Raw genomic sequence first — 15734 nt, forward strand, 5'->3', positions numbered from 1 at the left:
CCCATCCCACAAGAAAAAATAACTCTTGTGGGATGGGCCGAAGAGCCCGTCCTATTTATTTTTGCAAGAGGTCTAATGCTAATTTATCAATTTCGGCGAAACGGTGTTCCGTAGATTTAATGATGTGCCTCTGGGCTAGTTGCATTCAGAGCCTCCATCTTTTAACAATCCCAACATTTTTTGACTTCCCTGACTAGATGATACTACTATTGTTTATTGATGCTTACCAACTTAATGAAGTTTCACAATACCGAGTTATTTGAACAGGACTCGCTGAACTAACCGATCGCCGATCGCTTCAGGAGGCAGAACTTCAACCGCTGCATTTAGCTGAACTGCCGCCTTGGGCATTCCATATACAACACAACTTTTCTCATCCTGAGCGATTGTGTGCCATCCCCGCGATCGCAAAAGGCTCATTCCCTCAGCACCGTCTTGTCCCATCCCAGTCAGTAAAACGGCCGTTGCCTTGTGGTTCCAGTATTGGGCAAGACTCTTAAAAAACACATTTACTGATGGGCGGTAGGGATAGTCAATCGGTTCTTTTGTGTAATGCAGAGTGAAATCAGAACGAAGAATGAGGTGATCGTTTGTACCTGCAACTAAGACAATACCTTTCTCCAGCCGATCGCCAATTTTGGCTACTTTCACTGTCAAGGGTGTTTGTTGATTCAGCCAATCCACCAGCCCCGCCGAAAACTGCTGATCCACATGTTGAATAATCGCAATAGCCGCACCGAAGTTTGCTGGTAGGCGGGAGAGAATAGTGGCTAGAGCTTTGGGACCACCTGTTGACGAGCCGATCGCCACTAGCGGAGGAAGTAGGCTCGAAGGTGTGGAGAATGAAGTAAATTTTGAAGTTTGGGATTTTGGAGTTGAGGATTGAGATGATTTGCCAATTAGCTTACTAAGAGTCGCAATTTTTGTCAGTAACGGTTGGGCAGAATCTGGACTTCCTGGGATTCCCAAGACGGGAGTATTCACTGCATCGCGGGCACCATGCCCCATTGCCTCAAACACCTTCCCGGCATTTTTTTCAACGCTTTCGGTCACAATCAGAATCACACAGGGAGACTGTTTCATAATCTGGCTGGTGGCTTCCACACCGTCCATGATTGGCATGAATAGATCCATCAAAATTAAGTCGGGGGTGTCCTTGGCGCAGTGGGCAACCGCATCTGCCCCATCCCGTGCAATCCATGCCACTTCATAACCTGGAACGCTTAGCAGCACTCGCTTGAGGGCTTCCACTGCCATAGCCATATCATTGACAATCGCAATTCTCATTGTAAGTACAGGCATTATTTGAGCGTGGATGTATTAGTAATCTCTACTACGCCGTCTACATCAAAGACGACCGGGTGGCATAGGGAGCAATCTGAGTGCCTCTTTTTCTAACTGAAAGCGGTCGTACCACATAAGAATATCAGAGGAATTTACCATTTCCTCGTAAAAAGAGTCAAGATAAATACCCCAGTCCATCTTATCTGGATATTCGTCGGCCTCGATATCGCCTGCACCTGTACTACCTTTTGTTAGGCATTCAAACCATTTCTCACTGCGATAAGAGTCAAATTCTCGATCTTGTTCTTCCGCGAGTAAGTAGAGAGTATTTTCTAGATAATCCCAAGTAAAACATGAAGATAAATCCTCATATCCTAAACTTCCTGTATCGCCAATAAAAACCTCCCAAGCTCCCTTAAACAATTCTTCAGACTCGGCTATTACAACACCCAGGAACAGAATTAAATTTTTACATTGTTCCTCCTCTAATCTCCAAAAACTCCAACGCTCATCCCTTTCAATTTCCTGGTTCATAGGCCAAGCGTAAACCATGTTGTCAAAAAACGAACTCAGTGAACAATCGCAACCTTTACCTAACAACCAAGATACCGCCTCCAACATCATAATGTGATGAAGCTTAGGTCTAAGAGCACCTCTTACATCAAATAATACGAAAAGTCTCAATTCTAACGTACTAGGATTAGTTGTTAATTTCATTGTTTACTCCTTAGCTAACTCAGCTTCCATGACTATTGTCCAATCAGATCGACGATCGCATTAACTAATGTGTCGTCATGGAAGCTGCTTTTAGTGATGTAATAGTCTGCCCCAGCTTCCATACCCTGAATACGATCGTCTTCGGCATCGCGGTATGACACGATAATGACCGGAAGCAAATGGAATGTCGGATGATCTTTGATTTGCTTGACAAGTTCAATGCCATTCATACGAGGCATATCGATGTCGCTCAATACAAGGTCGTAATGATTGCTCCGAATGGCTATCCAAGCATCCATTCCGTTTACAGCAACATCCACATCGTAGCCTCGATTTTGCAGCAGCTTTCGGGTCATTTCGCGCACAGTAATCGAATCATCCACAACTAAAATGCGTTGGCGAGCGTTGCCTTTTGCTTTGTTTGCTTTGTTGATATCAACAGGTCTCATTTGACCAGTGTTGAGCAAGTTGTCAATGGATTGCACCAAATCAGAAACATCCATAATTAAAACAGGCAAGCCATTATCCATTAGAGCAGAGGCACTAATATCCCGAACTTTACCCAAACGCGGATCGAGTGGACGCACCACTAAATCCCGTTCACCTAAAAACTTGTCTATAACCAAGCCATAAGAGTTAGATTGATCGCCGATCGCAACTACACAGATTGCATCATCGGAGGATAAAGCCTCCGGTAAATCCAGAACATGGCTCGCTGCAATCAACCCGATATTTTGACCATCTTTAGTGAAATATTGGCGACCTTCCACAACATAAATGTCCGATTTGTCGAGTTTGACAATCTGATCCACTCGTGCCAGGGGAAAGGCATAAGGTTCACCAGAAATCTCGACAATTAGCGTCCTGACAACCGAGAGCGTGAGGGGAAGTTGAAAGTGAAAATTAGTACCCTTTCGGAATTGAGATGTGGCGCGAATCGTTCCACCAACCTCTTGCACCATACTTTTGACAATATCTAATCCCACACCGCGTCCTGAAATTTCAGTCACTTGTTCGGCTGTAGAAAATCCAGGTAGAAACAGAAACTCGATGATTTCAGCCTCGCTAAGTTGAGCAGCCGTTTGGGGTGAACCTAAATTCCGATCGATAATCTTTTGGCGGATCCGATCGATATCAATTCCTCTTCCGTCATCGGAAATGGTAATGGCCAGCATACCGCCACGATGAAATGATTCTAGACGAACTGTTCCCTCCATCGGTTTGCCTGCTGCCTCTCGCTCTTGGGGCGATTCAATTCCGTGATCGATCGCATTGCGAATCATGTGAGTCAGGGGTGCTTCGAGTTTCTTGAGGATGTCACGATCGACTGGGGTTGACTGACCGACAATCTCTAGCTTGACCTGCTTATTCAATCCTCGTGCTAGGTCACGAACCATGCGAGGAAAGCTTTGTACTCCATCAACAAATGGACGCATATGGGAAGCAATCACTTCCCGGTAAAGCCGATCGCTCAAGTTGGTTGTGCGGCGAGCATATAGTTCCAGTTCACCCAAGCGATCGGTGAGCATTTCCCGACATTCTTGTGCTTTACGTCGAGCTGTATCTAGAACTTCCTGGCTTTCTGAATTAATTGGAGTGTTCGCTAATGTGGTATGAACCGTTTCCAGAAGTCTGGCAAGCTCTAATTGACGAGATTTGAGGGCAGTAAAGGAATCGGCAAAAGGTTGCAGCCAATTTGCCTCAACCAGCGATTCACCCGCCAACCCCATAATCCGGTTCAAATTTTCTGCCGTGACTCGCACCACCCTATCCGTTGGGATTGCCAGCGTCTGGGCCGTGGCAATTTCCTGACCCTCGCTTTGGCTCAGCGCTGAGTTTCGATCGACTGGAACCAGGGACATTGAGCGAGCAGCCCTAAAATTTGGAGGTAGCAGAGCAGCGATCGCCTCATAACAGCTCTCAAACTCTCCAGCTTTTTGGGTCAACCATTCAAGTAGATCGACTTCCATTACGTGACTGAGCCCTTGAAGCAAATCAACGCTTTGCAGCAAAACATCAATCTGGTCTGAACCTAACGTGACGATCTGGCTCTGCGCTGCGACAAAGCAATTTTCCATCCAATGGGCCAGAGTAGTGACCGCATCTAGAGAAACAATTCGAGCGGCACCTTTAATCGAGTGAGCTGCCCGCATCAGCGCTTCCAGTGCCTCATCAGATTGCGGATTGGCTTCCAAGATCAGTAGTTCCTGAGTCAGGATCGCAATCTGCGTCTCAGCTTCTTGTCGAAATAGCTCCAGCATAGAATCATCGCTCACGATCAAAAAACCTTGTGACTTAGGGTGTAAAAGAATAGTTCAGAGTCCAAAAAGTTGATCTTCTTGCCTTGCCAAGTAACGACCCCTTTGGTGTAAGCTTCCGATGCTTTGGAAATAACAACAGGAGCATCTTTGAATTCATTGAGATGAAAGCGGTAAGTTCCATGAACCTCATCCACTGGAAACACCCACTTGTTTTCATTCTTTCCAGCCACAATCATCCGTTGCGGATTAATCGTATGGGAGAAATCTGCTGATTCGGCGACAGGCTCTAGACCGAGTAAGTCTCTGAGCGAAATACACAGAAGTGTTTCACCGCGAATGTTGACCAACCCCAAAAATACAGAGTTAGTGCGGTGAGGGACGGCATGAATGATGTAAGGGGGAGTCACTTCTTGCAAGATGTTGACTGGCAATGCTAACCGTTCATTACCGAGACGAAAAATGATTACAGAAAGGGTATCTGTGGCCCGAACTAGCATCCCTTCTCCCACTCCCACCTGCTGTGTGGAAGCTTCTGACAAGATATCTGTCCATTCTTGGAGATATTCTGGTGGAGCATTGCGCTCTAGCAAGCTGCGTCCAGCCGCCGAGTAAACCTTGCAGTTGCGGCAGTGAATAACCGTCTTCAGTTCGCCACAGGTGCGATCGCCCATCACCCCAATCTGATTCCAGCAATCGTTCAGTGTGGGATGGTCAAATTCAGAATCGTCTGGTGTGGGTACCGCATTCAAATAATTTTCCATTGTTCAATTTCTCAATTTTCAATTTCTATAGCGCGTCACGCGCAAACCCCGGTCTTTCCCGCAGGGTATGAAACGCAGTTGCAGCCGTTTGAAGGCTGCCAGTAACCTGCTGTATTTACCTTTTGACCCATCAATGTATTTTCTAACAGTTTCACTAAATCTTTTTTTGACAACCTTGCCATAAATTACTTGCTCTTGTTGGCTAATGGTGTATAGTTAATATATCACAAAAACTAAGAGGTGTGAAATGTTTGGCTGTCAACAGGTTCTAATTAAACCTGATGAAAAACTAAAAGCGGTTTTGGAGTATATTTGCGGAGAGTCGAACAAGTTGCATAATTGTGCTGTTTATTATGCTCGTCAAATATATTTTAAGTGTCATATTTACGTCCGCCCGTTTGACTTGATTAACGAACTGAAGCTTAATCCTCATTACCGGGCGTTATGTGCTCAAGCTGCTCAACAGACTTGTGGCGCTGTTGGTGAATCAGTAAAGTCTTTTAAAGGCTTGATTAAGCTATTTCGAGAGGGCGGATTAGAATCTCGACCTAAATTCCCTAATTACCGTACAAAAGACGGACTAAATATTGTTACCTACCCCAAACAAGCATTAGGAAATAAACTAACTAAGAATCAAATTGTCATCCCATTAGGTAGAAAAGTCAAAACTTGGTTTGGCTTAAGTAATTTCCACATCGAAATGCCGTCAAACCTCGACTATGCTGAGATCGGAGAACTAAAAATCTTACCCCGCAATGGTCAATTTTACGCTGAGTTTATTTACAAAACGATAGCCATTAAAGCAGGTATTGACCTCGAAAAAGCTCTAGGGATTGACCACGGAATTGATAACTGGCTAACTTGCGTTAGTAATGCCGGGACGAGCTTCATTATTGACGGGAAGAACTTAAAATCTATCAACCAGTGGTACAACAAGCGAGTCGCAAGACTAATGGATGGTAAGCCCAATGGATTTTGGTCACACCAGTTAGCACGTTTAACAGAAAAACGCAATCGTCAAATGCGAGATGCGGTGAATAAAGCGGCTCGATTAGTCGTCAATCACTGTATCGTTCGAGGCATTGGTCGCGTTGTCTTTGGTTGGAATAAGGGTCAGAAACAAAATATCAATATGGGGGCTAAGAATAATCAAAAGTTTGTCCAAATCCCTACAGCAAGACTCAAAAATAGAATTGCTCAACTGTGTGAGCAGTACGGAGTTCAGTTCATTGAGACCGAAGAATCTTACACTTCCAAAGCCTCATTTGTTGACCGTGATTTCTTGCCTACAATTGGTGCAAAACCCGATGGGTGGAAAGAATCTGGCAAGCGAGTGAAACGTGGTTTGTATCGAACTGGCTCGCAAAATTGGTACATCAATGCCGATTGCAATGGTGCCGCCAATATCATTAGAAAAGTAGCGACGATGCTAGGACTTGACCTGGGCGGAGTTGGTAGGGGCGTTTTGACAGCGCCTTTAAGAATTACTATTTGGTAGTTTCTTAAGAATCCCCGCGCGTTCACGCCCGGGAGTGTCAAGCCATCACTTTGAATCGCGCAATCTCTCTCTTTAAGCTATGAGTAGCTTCGTCAAGTTCTTCTAAGGCGTGATTGGTTTCTCGCAACGAGCCTGCTGTCTGCTGAGATGCTTGGCTCAGATGCTCCATCGCTTCGCTAATTTGTTGTGCTCCCTGAGATTGTTCATCGACGCTCTGACTCACCTGCTCAAAGCGTGGGGTCAATCCCTGCACCTGCTGAATCACTTGGGCAACTTGTTCGCTAATTCTGCCTACTTCTTCCACGCTATCAACAACAGACTTCGTAAACTTATCCATCTCTGTCACGCCGGTAGAAACTGCCGATTGCATCTCCTTAATCATCTGCTCAATTTCTAGAGTGGCAACAGCAGTCCGATCGGCTAACCGTCGAATTTCCCGCGCCACAACCGCAAAGCCCGCGCCGTATTCTCCGGCTCTCTCGGCTTCCAATGCTGCATTGAGCGAAAGTAAGTTGGTTTGATCTGCCACAACCGTGATGGTTGTCACCACTCTGCTGATGTTATTGGCTCGTTTGTCCATGATTTCCAGCTTGGAGGAAATTACCTCAGTAGCTTCTAGCAACTGGCGCATCACAGAATCGATGTGGTTCAGATTGTCTTTACTGTTGCCTGCTGCCACTGTTGTCTGTTCAGCCATTGCCGCCACCTGCTCCATTGTTTTCACCAATTCCCTTGAGGTCGCGGCAATTTCATGAGCCGTTGCACTCACTTCATTCGTTGAAGCAACCTGTTCTGTAACCGTTGCTTCCAGGTTTCTTCCAGAGGCCGTAATTTGGTCGGCAGAACTGCTGATTTGATTACCTGACTTTTGAATGCGGTTGACTAGCGCATTCAGGTCTTTATTCATGGTGTAAAAGGCATTCTGCAATTGACCGACTTCATCTTGCTGGTCGGCGAGTGAAATTTGGCTGGTTAAGTCTCCTGCAGAAATCTTTTGGGCAATGTCAACTACCCCTGCAATTTTCGCTCCTAGAGGTTTGGCGATCGTGTTGCTAAAGAAAATTCCAAATAACAGCGCAGTTCCCGGACCGATCAGGATTGCCACAAATGCCCAAAATCCGACTTGAGAAACATCTTTCGCCGATACACGTTCTGTTTCCGCTGTCGAATCCTGATTCATTTTCAACACCTCCAAAAGTTTATTGCTGGCGTCTGTGAAGGGTTGACGGTTTAGCTGAACTTGCTTCTCAAGCTCTTTGTAGCCAGCGATCGCCAAACCAGCATTCCCCGCTGAATTTTCAAAGAGATTGAAAACTCCCAGTCTCTCGAACTGGAGATTGCGCCTCAAAAATTCCTCATGGGCTTTCTTCCACCCATCCCACGTATTCAAAAAGTCTTTATATGCCTTCTGTTCAGCGTCAGACTTAGAAGCCGCTTCGTACTGTTGAAACCCTTCCTGAATTTGTTTCCAGGCGTTATCCATGCGATCGATCTCTGCCTGCCGCGCATCTTTATTTAGATTGATATTCAGCAAGCCCCGTTCTGATGATTCGATCTGGGTTTTTCCTTCGTTAATTTTCCACAAGCCGGAGATGCTGGGCACACTATTGCTGGCTAGAGAGTCGATGTGCTTGCTCAAGCGAGAACTGCCGCTCAGACCTACCAGTGCCACAATCAGCACCAAAAGCCCCATGAACATGAACGCGAAGATGAGGCGTGCCTGCATGGATAGATTTTTGAACATATTCAGGTTTCCCCTTCTAAGCTTCTGTTTGGAGACGGTGCTGCAAGCGCTGAATTCGCTGCTGAATGATTTTTGCCCCTACTGTATCGCCTTGATTTTCCTTCAACAAGGCGAGGTGAACTAACGCTTCATAACAGGTTGGCTCCAAGTATATAGCACGTTGAAAACATCGCTCTGCTTGGGCATTCTGCTGGTGGGCCTGATACAGTTCTCCCAAGAGAGTGTGGGCAGCCGCACTCGTTGGATGACGGGCAAGATACGAGTTACAAAGCGCGATCGCTTCTGCCGATCGCCCGTCATCCGCTAACTTTTTCACTGTTTGTAAATCAAGAGACAATGTGGGTTCAGGGCTTAAATCCTTTGAACTCGCAGATGGATCGGATTCTTTGGTTTGCTCAGTGTCTGGCGCCGAGTAATTTTTCACTCCTAAAGATTGCTTGGCAATGGTTTGAGGAGTTATTAGTTGAGAGGGCATCTGTCTCAGTTGAGTAATATTGATGGGTGCCAGTTTTGGAAGCGATGGTTTCGACTTTCGATAAGCAAATGTGAAAGGCTGACGGACAGAGGCGTACTGGTCTGCGACAATTTTTCCCGTGTCAGAGGCTCCAACAAACAGTAACCCTCCTGGTATGAGTAGGCGATCGATCGCTGCTAATACCTCTGAGCACGTTTCTGATTGCAGGTATATCAACAAGTTGCGACAGAAGATGATGTCGTATTTCTTTTGAATCCGCGTCAGGCAGGTCATTACATTCCCCTGCTGAAAATTGACGAGTCCTCTAACGGGCTGGCATAGTTCGTAACCCTCCGCCGTTTGCTGAAAGTAGCGCTCTCGCCCTGTCCAAGCATCGCCGCGAAAGGAGTTTTTGGTGTAGACTCCGCGCTTTGCCTTTGCTAGCGATCTAGGACTAATGTCAATCGCATCGATCGCGAACTGTTTCGGATGCAGACCCGCTTCTAGTAGGGCGATCGCCAGTGAGTAAGGTTCTTCGCCCGTAGAGGATGGAACACTCAGCAGTTGGAGCGTCTTGCGGTTTGGCGACCGCAGCCATTCCGAGGTGACGTAGGTTTTTAGGTAATCAAACGGTTTGCCATCCCGGAAAAACCAGGTTTCTGGCACGATGAGTAATTCGATCAGCTCCTCTAACTCTAAAGCGGAGGTTTGTAACCGTGCCCAATAGCTCTTCAGGTCAGGCAATTTACAGGCGACTCGACGATTCTCGGCTGCTCTGGCAATCCGGTTGGAGCCAATTGTATCGGGGTCTAAGCCTATAGTTTTGCTCAGTAATGTCGCGATCGCAGATAGTACCATCTGTAAGCCTAAGCGGTTTTGAATCGAGAAATTTCTAATCGTAATCCATTTGCTGCCTCATCAAGCTGCACTACAGCACTGTTTGTCTCCCGTAAAGAGTCCACCGTCTGCTGAGAAGCTTGACTCAGGTGCCCCATCGCTTCACTAATTTGTTGTGCTCCCATCGATTGCTCCTCAATGCTCTGGCTCACCTGCTCAAAGCGTGGGGTCAATGCTTGCACCTGCTGAATTACCTGAGCAACCTGATCGCTAATCTTGGTGACATCGGCAACGCTATCAACAACAGATTTATTAAACTTATCCATTTCCATTACGCCAGTAGAAACTGCCGACTGCATCTCCTTAATCATCTGGGCAATTTCCAGAGTGGCGACGGCAGTTTGGTCAGCCAATCGGCGGATCTCGCGGGCGACAACCGCAAACCCGGCACCGTATTCTCCAGCTTTTTCTGCCTCAATTGCGGCATTTAAGGACAGCAGGTTGGTCTGATCGGCAACCTTGTTAATGGTCGTGACAACACTGTTAATGTTGTTTGCCTTTTCATTCATCACCCCAAGTTTAGTGGCAATGGAAGCAGTCGCATTTGAAAGTTGGCGCATTACCGTTTCCATGCGGTTTAAGTCATTTTGACTCGCACCAGCAGCAATTGCTGTAGACTGCGCCATCAGCTCAACCTGGTCCATCACCTTGACTAGCTCTCTAGAAGTGGCGGCAATCTGCTGCGAGGTTGCACTCACTTCATTAGTTGAGGCGAGCTGTTCTGTAACAGTGGCTTCTAACTCTTTACCCGCTGCTGCAATCTGAGTTGCGGAAGTGCTAATTTGCACTCCTGACTTTTGCATTTGGAGAATCAGCGAATTGAGCTTTTTGGACATATAGTGAAATGCTGTCATCAACTTGCCAACTTCGCTACCATCGTTGTTTAGCTCTATTGTTTCCTGTAAATTTCCATCAGCAATCTTCTCTGCTGCTTCCACCACCCTTGGAAGCTCTCGTCGGATTGGCACAGCCAGCGCCGCCACCCATAAGGCGCTCGCTACCGTTGCCGCCATCGTCAGCAGCGTTCCCCACAGGATCGCCATAGTCTCAAACTGCTTGGCTTTCTCGGCTTCCTGTAAATTCTCCCTCAGTCGGGCTGCCAGAATTTTATCTAACCGAGTTTTGGCTTCATTAAGTTTGGGAAGACGGGTAATTGAAATTTGTTGTTTCGCCTCATTTAGCTTATCGGCATCGACTAGGGGATAAACAGTTGCTGCAAGGCGATCGTATTCATCGCCAATCTCGACGAGGGCCTTGACTGCTTCTTTCGCCTCTGAATCGACAACCTTTGCCAATGCCTCCTTGTTCACAAGCATACTTTCTCGCGCCTCAGTATAACTCCCACGATAGTACTGATCCTTAGGATAAAGAGCATATCCTCGGATATTGGCGATAATCCTAGCGACATCATAAGTATACGCATCTGTAGAACTGATGTTCTCAGCGACTTGCTTTGAGTTCGCCTGCAATCTGACTAATTGGTCAATCCCCGACCACAGTATGGAGCCGAGCACAATCATGAACAGGAGCGGCACTGAGAAGCCCAGTATGATGCGGGTAGTGATATTGTTCAACATATAGGTTGGGGGGTGAGAAATTAATACTGGTAGGGTGAACGAATGGGAGCGGATTCGATTAAGGGTTTAATCTTTCTGATTTTTCAGCAGATTTTTTTCAGCACTTTTTTTGATTAAGTTTCTTCACCCATCAGCAAGTAAGTATGTCGCTCATCGCTGAAAAGTCGCTCAAGCTGGACACATTGAATAATCCGTTTTTCATCGACTATCGTGCCGCTTAAGTAGGGTGCTTCCTCAACCCGAATGCTGGAATCCCTAATATCTAGCTTTGATATACTGAGTGTCTCGGTCACTCGCTCTGCCATCAGTCCTAAGTATTGTACCGATTCGTTCGGGCGGGGATATTTGACGATCGCGATGCGGGTACTGAGGTGCGATTTACAGGGGGTTCCTTGGATCAAATGGCACAAATCGATCACTGGCAAGACAACTCCCCGGTAGTTAAACAAACCAGCTACGTATTCTGGTACGTGTTGCACCTTTCTGAGACTGACTCGTGGGATTACCTCAACAATGTACGAACTGTCGATCGCGTAGAGGTCATTCCCAGCGTAGAAAAGTAGAATTAGCACTTGTAACCATCAGTTTTTATTAGGGATGAATGAATATTTTTAGACGATAAACTTGTTGTTCAAGGTTAGCACATGAGCGCCCAACGATCAAGCATTAAATTATTTCGTAATCTTTTCTGCGCTGGCGTTTTGCTCTAACCCACGATCGCCGCATGAGAAATGACAACAATATTAACAACAACGAACGATCCAGCCAGGATCGGAACAGCCAGGCGGCGCCTGAAAGACCGAGACAAATCCGACTGGTCTGCTTCGCTTAAAAATTGAGTGTAGACCAGCACAATTGCTGTTAGGAAAATGTAAATGATGGCGATGATGTGGATGAAATCAATCAGGGTGACAGAATTGCTACTACCCAAATCTGAGGTCGCTGCTTGCAGATTTACTATAACTGCAAACAAATTACCCACAAGGATGCCCATTATATCTTCATCCAGCAACAATGCCATTATTGAGAGTGCAACAGCAGCATAAACTCCCATTACAAGTTTAAAAAAGCTAACTTTACTCTCGCGGTTGATTGTAATTGAAATAATTACGCGCGATCGGGAATTTAGTTCTCTTTTTATTCCCGGACTACCAAAGCTTGTTCTGTAAGGAAAATTCTCTTGAGAAATTCTAAAATTTCTAATTTCCCAACCTTCCAAATCTAGGTCTTTCGGATAACCTGTGTTCGCAAAATCTGGGGCGTGAACGAAGATGGAAGCATCTAACAGTGTTTCCTCAAGGGGAATTTGCAATACATGGCGATCGAATGGATAATTTTTTGTGTCCCAGTTGTGATATAAAGTTGCGCTAATCTCCTCTTCAGACCAGAATACGTTTTTATTTGCCTTAAATGTATCCGACAAATTTTCGCTTCGGGAAAAAGTGGTGTAATTTTTGCTAACTTCCTTGCTATTTACAACCTTCAGGCTTTCCAAAGGTTTTGGAGTCTCAAAAGGACAAACGCTCCAAACCCAGAAGTTGGCAGAAAACGACTTCTCTGCTGGATGAAAATCTCGCAAGGATGTCAAGTAAACTCCAATTTGACAAGTTTTTGGAGATGTAACAGCCTGGGCCTGAACTGCTAAAGTTTGAGACAGCCAGCAGCTAAAAACGGCGAGCAGCAAGCAACCAATTAGGGGTAGTCCCTTGACAACTCCTCTAACTGCAGGATGATGCAGTTTAGAAATATATTCCCTCACTCATCAACTCCTTTGCTAAGCAACCCCTGATTTTACCACCTAAGGATGCTTGCAGAAAATTCATTAATTGTCGATCGACCTACGGCCACATAGGAGATGACGATCGCGTTTTGAACGATAAACGAAATTGTCAAGACCCGAAATAAAAGGCGAGGGTCTAGCCACATTGCCTGCTTTGCTTGCCCTGCTTCTGCTGTTAATCGGGAAAAGACGGTGGCAAGAGCGCCTGCAAAGATATAGACTGCGGGTGAATTCGATCGACCAGGGTCAGGCTCTCCGTGCGGCCCATAACCGGCTCAGATCCCTGCATATTGACCAATGCCGAAAACAAACAAGCCACCAGTAAGCTGTTGTGCATTTAAATTGTATATTTCGAGTCCCGATCAAAAATCGTCAAATCCTCTCCCCCTCTCCCCTTCACCCCCTCTCCCTCTCTAATACCATAGGCAATCTAGATGCAACACAGCTTAACCTCGTCCGAGCGCTAACCAAACTAGGCTGTCAAGTTTCAAAGTAGAAAGATAGCATCGCCGATCGCGAAAGCGACGTACTGGTCGTTACACCCCGGCAGTCAGCTTCTTGAAGCTCGCATATTTGACCCGCTGGATTGGGATCAAAACAGTCAAGCGAGAGTAGACCCTGGGCCTCGGCCGGCAAAAAAGCGCTCCTTCGCTGCTGCCAGTAAGTCTTCTAGGGCTTCGCAGATCGAATGCAGTAAAAATAAAAATATTTTGGTATCTGCCTTTAGATACATTTTTTATCTTTCTTTAGGTATACTTTGTTAAAAGGAGTTGCGGTAGAGCCTGCGTCAGCTACGCTAGGGCAGAGGCTGGTAGCGGCTACTATTTTTACTCTGAGTAGTGCTTTAAAAATATAAAAGCCAGTGCCAAGCATGAATCATTTAGAACTCGAACAAGAAATTGGGAAAATGGCTATAGCGATGATGAGCCGCAATAGCTTGATTGGTAAAGATTTGATTGCGGATCTCAGAGGGCGGCTGTCTGTTGACAGTGTAGCTGCTTTGATGATTGTCAGTATGGAACGTTTGATTTGGTCTGACTGCGAGTCCGTGATCTGGAGTTTGAGTTATTTGATTCCTGCTGACGTGATGGAAGAAATTCGCCGGATTACTGCGGTGATTGTTTGCCAGCGGTTGATGGGCAAGGGTTTTGTGCTGGGGAAGGATTTTAGTATTGATGCTGCAGGCAGCCTGCTGTTGAGTGAGAATGCTAAAACAGCGGTTGTGGTTGCTTGAATTGGGCAAGCAGAAGTTGGATCGCGAGCACTATGAGATTTGCAGTTGGACTTTGGGCGCCCTAGCACTCTTTGTGTAACTGCAAACCTAATTCCGGATGCGGTAATAGTTGCGTGATTCACGCCCAGAAGAGATTCCTACCAGATCCTAATAGCGATGAGTGCGGTTAGCTAAAAACTATTTTTCCAGACTAAAATAGTTTGTTTTCCCAGAAAATAGTTGAGTTTGTTAAGGGCAGTTTGTACGGGCGATCGCCCTGTATCAAATTTTTCAGGTTTTTAGTGGAATTACAGTTTGACTCGGGCTATAATTTCAGGTAGAATCATCCCTAAGATAGATACAAAATATTATGAAATTAATTCAAAACTTGGAAGCGGCTTGGTATTACCACCTGGGTTCGCGCCACCTCGAAGCTAACGACGATCACGGTGCTCTGGCGAACTTTAACAGAGCTGTGAATTTGCAACCCGATCATTATAAGGCTTGGTTCGGGCGAGGAATGGCTTTGGGGAACTTAGAACGGCACTTAGAGGCGTTGAAGAGTTTTGATCAGGCCTTGGCGGTGCAGCCGAATGCGAGCTTTGGCTGGCACAACCGGGCTATTGCTTTAGGAAAGTTGGGTCAGCGCTTGGAGGCTCTCAACAGTTTTGACAGGGCTTTGGAGTTCAACCCCTGCGCCGCTAGTATTTGGCACAACCGGGGACTGACGCTGATCGATATGGGGCTTTACGATAAGGCGGTTCAGAGTTTCGATCGCTCTTTAAATTTGCACCCGGAGGCTGCTTGGGCGTGGTACAACCGAGGTAATGCTCTGTTGGAACTCAAGCTTTACTATCTGGCGCTCAACAGTTTTGACAGGGCGATCGAGTTTAACCCAGACGACTCGAAGGCTTGGTACAATCGCGGTATAGCTGCCAACTCAATGGGACTTTACAAACAAGCAGTGGCTAGTTTTAGTCGATCGCTCGCTCTGAAACCGGGCAGAGCCGAAGCTGTGGGCGAACGGAGAGTTGCTTTGGGCAAATTAGTAGGTTTAAATGAGAGAACTGCCAAGTTCACTCCCACATCTGAGTGTCCCTTGGAAGATTATTTGATTTGGTACAACCGGGGTGTGGAATTGGCGCGAAAAGGCTGCTACTCCGAGGCGATTGCTTGCTACGAAATTGTCTTAGAAATAAATCCTGATTTTGCTAATGCTTTTTACAATAAAGCTTGCTGTTATGCGCTACTGGGATTTGCTGATTTGGCCCTTGACAATTTGCAGCGGGCTGTGGAGTTAATCCCTACTTTATACCGAGAACTAGCTTTAGCTGACCCGGATTTAAGCTGCATTTGGAAACAAGAACGTTTTGAAGCGCTGATCCAAGGTTGATTTTAAGCAAAAAACAGCTCGCTGAGCTAGCGAGCTGTGGTAATTGGGCGGCGCCAATTCGATCGCGCGACAGTATTTTTGCCATCTTTAGGAATGAGAATTAAATAACTTCCACAAGGAAAGTGGGATGGGCGTCCCGCCCGTCCAAAAAGGAC

The 15734-nt window shown here is 46.2% G+C and carries 13 protein-coding genes; 3 read left to right on the top strand and 10 right to left on the bottom strand.

The genetic code is table 11. The annotated features are described in order from the left end of the window. Nucleotides 1–255 precede the first annotated feature (255 nt). Genes QUB61_RS33235 through QUB61_RS40235 form a run of 4 tightly spaced genes read right to left on the bottom strand, consistent with a single transcriptional unit; the run spans nucleotide 256 to nucleotide 4669 of the window. The gene (locus tag QUB61_RS33235; protein WP_333134707.1) at nucleotides 256–1302 is read right to left on the bottom strand and encodes a chemotaxis response regulator protein-glutamate methylesterase; all 1047 of its coding nucleotides are present in this window, start codon (nucleotides 1300–1302) and stop codon (nucleotides 256–258) included. 45 nt (nucleotides 1303–1347) lie between these two features. Beyond that, entirely contained in the window at nucleotides 1348–2001 is a 654-nt protein-coding gene (locus QUB61_RS33240; protein ID WP_333134709.1) for a hypothetical protein, read from the bottom strand. A 32-nt stretch (nucleotides 2002–2033) separates the two neighbouring features. Further along, nucleotides 2034–4277: a hybrid sensor histidine kinase/response regulator gene (locus QUB61_RS33245; protein WP_333134711.1), complete on the bottom strand. Its 2244-nt coding sequence runs from the start codon at nucleotides 4275–4277 to the stop codon at nucleotides 2034–2036. A gap of 2 nt (nucleotides 4278–4279) precedes the next feature. Beyond that, nucleotides 4280–4669, bottom strand: a complete 390-nt coding sequence (locus QUB61_RS40235) for a chemotaxis protein CheW (RefSeq protein ID WP_445300268.1) — start codon at nucleotides 4667–4669, stop codon at nucleotides 4280–4282. A 601-nt stretch (nucleotides 4670–5270) separates the two neighbouring features. Between QUB61_RS40235 and QUB61_RS33255 the strand changes: the two genes are divergently transcribed. Further along, nucleotides 5271–6521 (top strand): transposase, encoded by a 1251-nt coding sequence (locus tag QUB61_RS33255; RefSeq protein WP_333134715.1) that lies wholly within the window; start codon nucleotides 5271–5273, stop codon nucleotides 6519–6521. A gap of 37 nt (nucleotides 6522–6558) precedes the next feature. Here the strand turns inward: QUB61_RS33255 and QUB61_RS33260 are convergent, their stop codons facing one another. The 6 genes from QUB61_RS33260 to QUB61_RS33285 form a co-directional block, all read right to left on the bottom strand. After that, nucleotides 6559–8265 (bottom strand): methyl-accepting chemotaxis protein, encoded by a 1707-nt coding sequence (locus QUB61_RS33260; RefSeq protein WP_333134717.1) that lies wholly within the window; start codon nucleotides 8263–8265, stop codon nucleotides 6559–6561. Between the two features lie 16 nt (nucleotides 8266–8281). Then, the gene (locus QUB61_RS33265; RefSeq protein ID WP_333134719.1) at nucleotides 8282–9577 is read right to left on the bottom strand and encodes a CheR family methyltransferase; all 1296 of its coding nucleotides are present in this window, start codon (nucleotides 9575–9577) and stop codon (nucleotides 8282–8284) included. Between the two features lie 8 nt (nucleotides 9578–9585). Continuing rightward, complete coding sequence (locus QUB61_RS33270; RefSeq protein WP_333134720.1) at nucleotides 9586–11193, bottom strand: methyl-accepting chemotaxis protein; 1608 nt, start codon at nucleotides 11191–11193, stop codon at nucleotides 9586–9588. A gap of 113 nt (nucleotides 11194–11306) precedes the next feature. Further along, nucleotides 11307–11765 carry a chemotaxis protein CheW gene (locus QUB61_RS33275; RefSeq protein ID WP_333134722.1) on the bottom strand — a complete coding sequence of 153 codons (459 nt, stop codon included), beginning with the start codon at nucleotides 11763–11765 and terminating at the stop codon, nucleotides 11307–11309. Between the two features lie 134 nt (nucleotides 11766–11899). After that, nucleotides 11900–12952 (bottom strand): hypothetical protein, encoded by a 1053-nt coding sequence (locus tag QUB61_RS33280; RefSeq protein ID WP_333134724.1) that lies wholly within the window; start codon nucleotides 12950–12952, stop codon nucleotides 11900–11902. A 196-nt stretch (nucleotides 12953–13148) separates the two neighbouring features. Further along, nucleotides 13149–13310: a hypothetical protein gene (locus QUB61_RS33285; protein WP_333134726.1), complete on the bottom strand. Its 162-nt coding sequence runs from the start codon at nucleotides 13308–13310 to the stop codon at nucleotides 13149–13151. A gap of 534 nt (nucleotides 13311–13844) precedes the next feature. Between QUB61_RS33285 and QUB61_RS33290 the strand changes: the two genes are divergently transcribed. Both QUB61_RS33290 and QUB61_RS33295 read left to right on the top strand, forming a co-directional pair. Then, on the top strand, nucleotides 13845–14207 hold the full coding sequence (locus tag QUB61_RS33290) for a hypothetical protein (RefSeq protein ID WP_333134728.1): 363 nt from the start codon (nucleotides 13845–13847) through the stop codon (nucleotides 14205–14207). Between the two features lie 349 nt (nucleotides 14208–14556). Then, on the top strand, nucleotides 14557–15579 hold the full coding sequence (locus QUB61_RS33295; RefSeq protein WP_333134730.1) for a tetratricopeptide repeat protein: 1023 nt from the start codon (nucleotides 14557–14559) through the stop codon (nucleotides 15577–15579). The last annotated feature ends 155 nt before the right edge of the window (nucleotides 15580–15734 follow it).

It is taken from the genome of Microcoleus sp. C2D2 (assembly GCF_036702495.1).
Taxonomy (GTDB): Bacteria; Cyanobacteriota; Cyanobacteriia; order Cyanobacteriales; family Microcoleaceae; genus Microcoleus.

What these genes read in the sequence shown, in the direction of transcription:
- QUB61_RS33235 (WP_333134707.1), bottom strand. Translation starts at nt 1,302, where the DNA reads ATGCCTGTACTTACAATGAGAATTGCGATTGTCAATGATATGGCTATG.
- QUB61_RS33240 (WP_333134709.1), bottom strand. Translation starts at nt 2,001, where the DNA reads ATGAAATTAACAACTAATCCTAGTACGTTAGAATTGAGACTTTTCGTA.
- QUB61_RS33255 (WP_333134715.1), top strand. Translation starts at nt 5,271, where the DNA reads ATGTTTGGCTGTCAACAGGTTCTAATTAAACCTGATGAAAAACTAAAA.
- QUB61_RS33260 (WP_333134717.1), bottom strand. Translation starts at nt 8,265, where the DNA reads ATGTTCAAAAATCTATCCATGCAGGCACGCCTCATCTTCGCGTTCATG.
- QUB61_RS33265 (WP_333134719.1), bottom strand. Translation starts at nt 9,577, where the DNA reads ATGGTACTATCTGCGATCGCGACATTACTGAGCAAAACTATAGGCTTA.
- QUB61_RS33270 (WP_333134720.1), bottom strand. Translation starts at nt 11,193, where the DNA reads ATGTTGAACAATATCACTACCCGCATCATACTGGGCTTCTCAGTGCCG.
- QUB61_RS33285 (WP_333134726.1), bottom strand. Translation starts at nt 13,310, where the DNA reads ATGCACAACAGCTTACTGGTGGCTTGTTTGTTTTCGGCATTGGTCAAT.
- QUB61_RS33290 (WP_333134728.1), top strand. Translation starts at nt 13,845, where the DNA reads ATGAATCATTTAGAACTCGAACAAGAAATTGGGAAAATGGCTATAGCG.
- QUB61_RS33295 (WP_333134730.1), top strand. Translation starts at nt 14,557, where the DNA reads ATGAAATTAATTCAAAACTTGGAAGCGGCTTGGTATTACCACCTGGGT.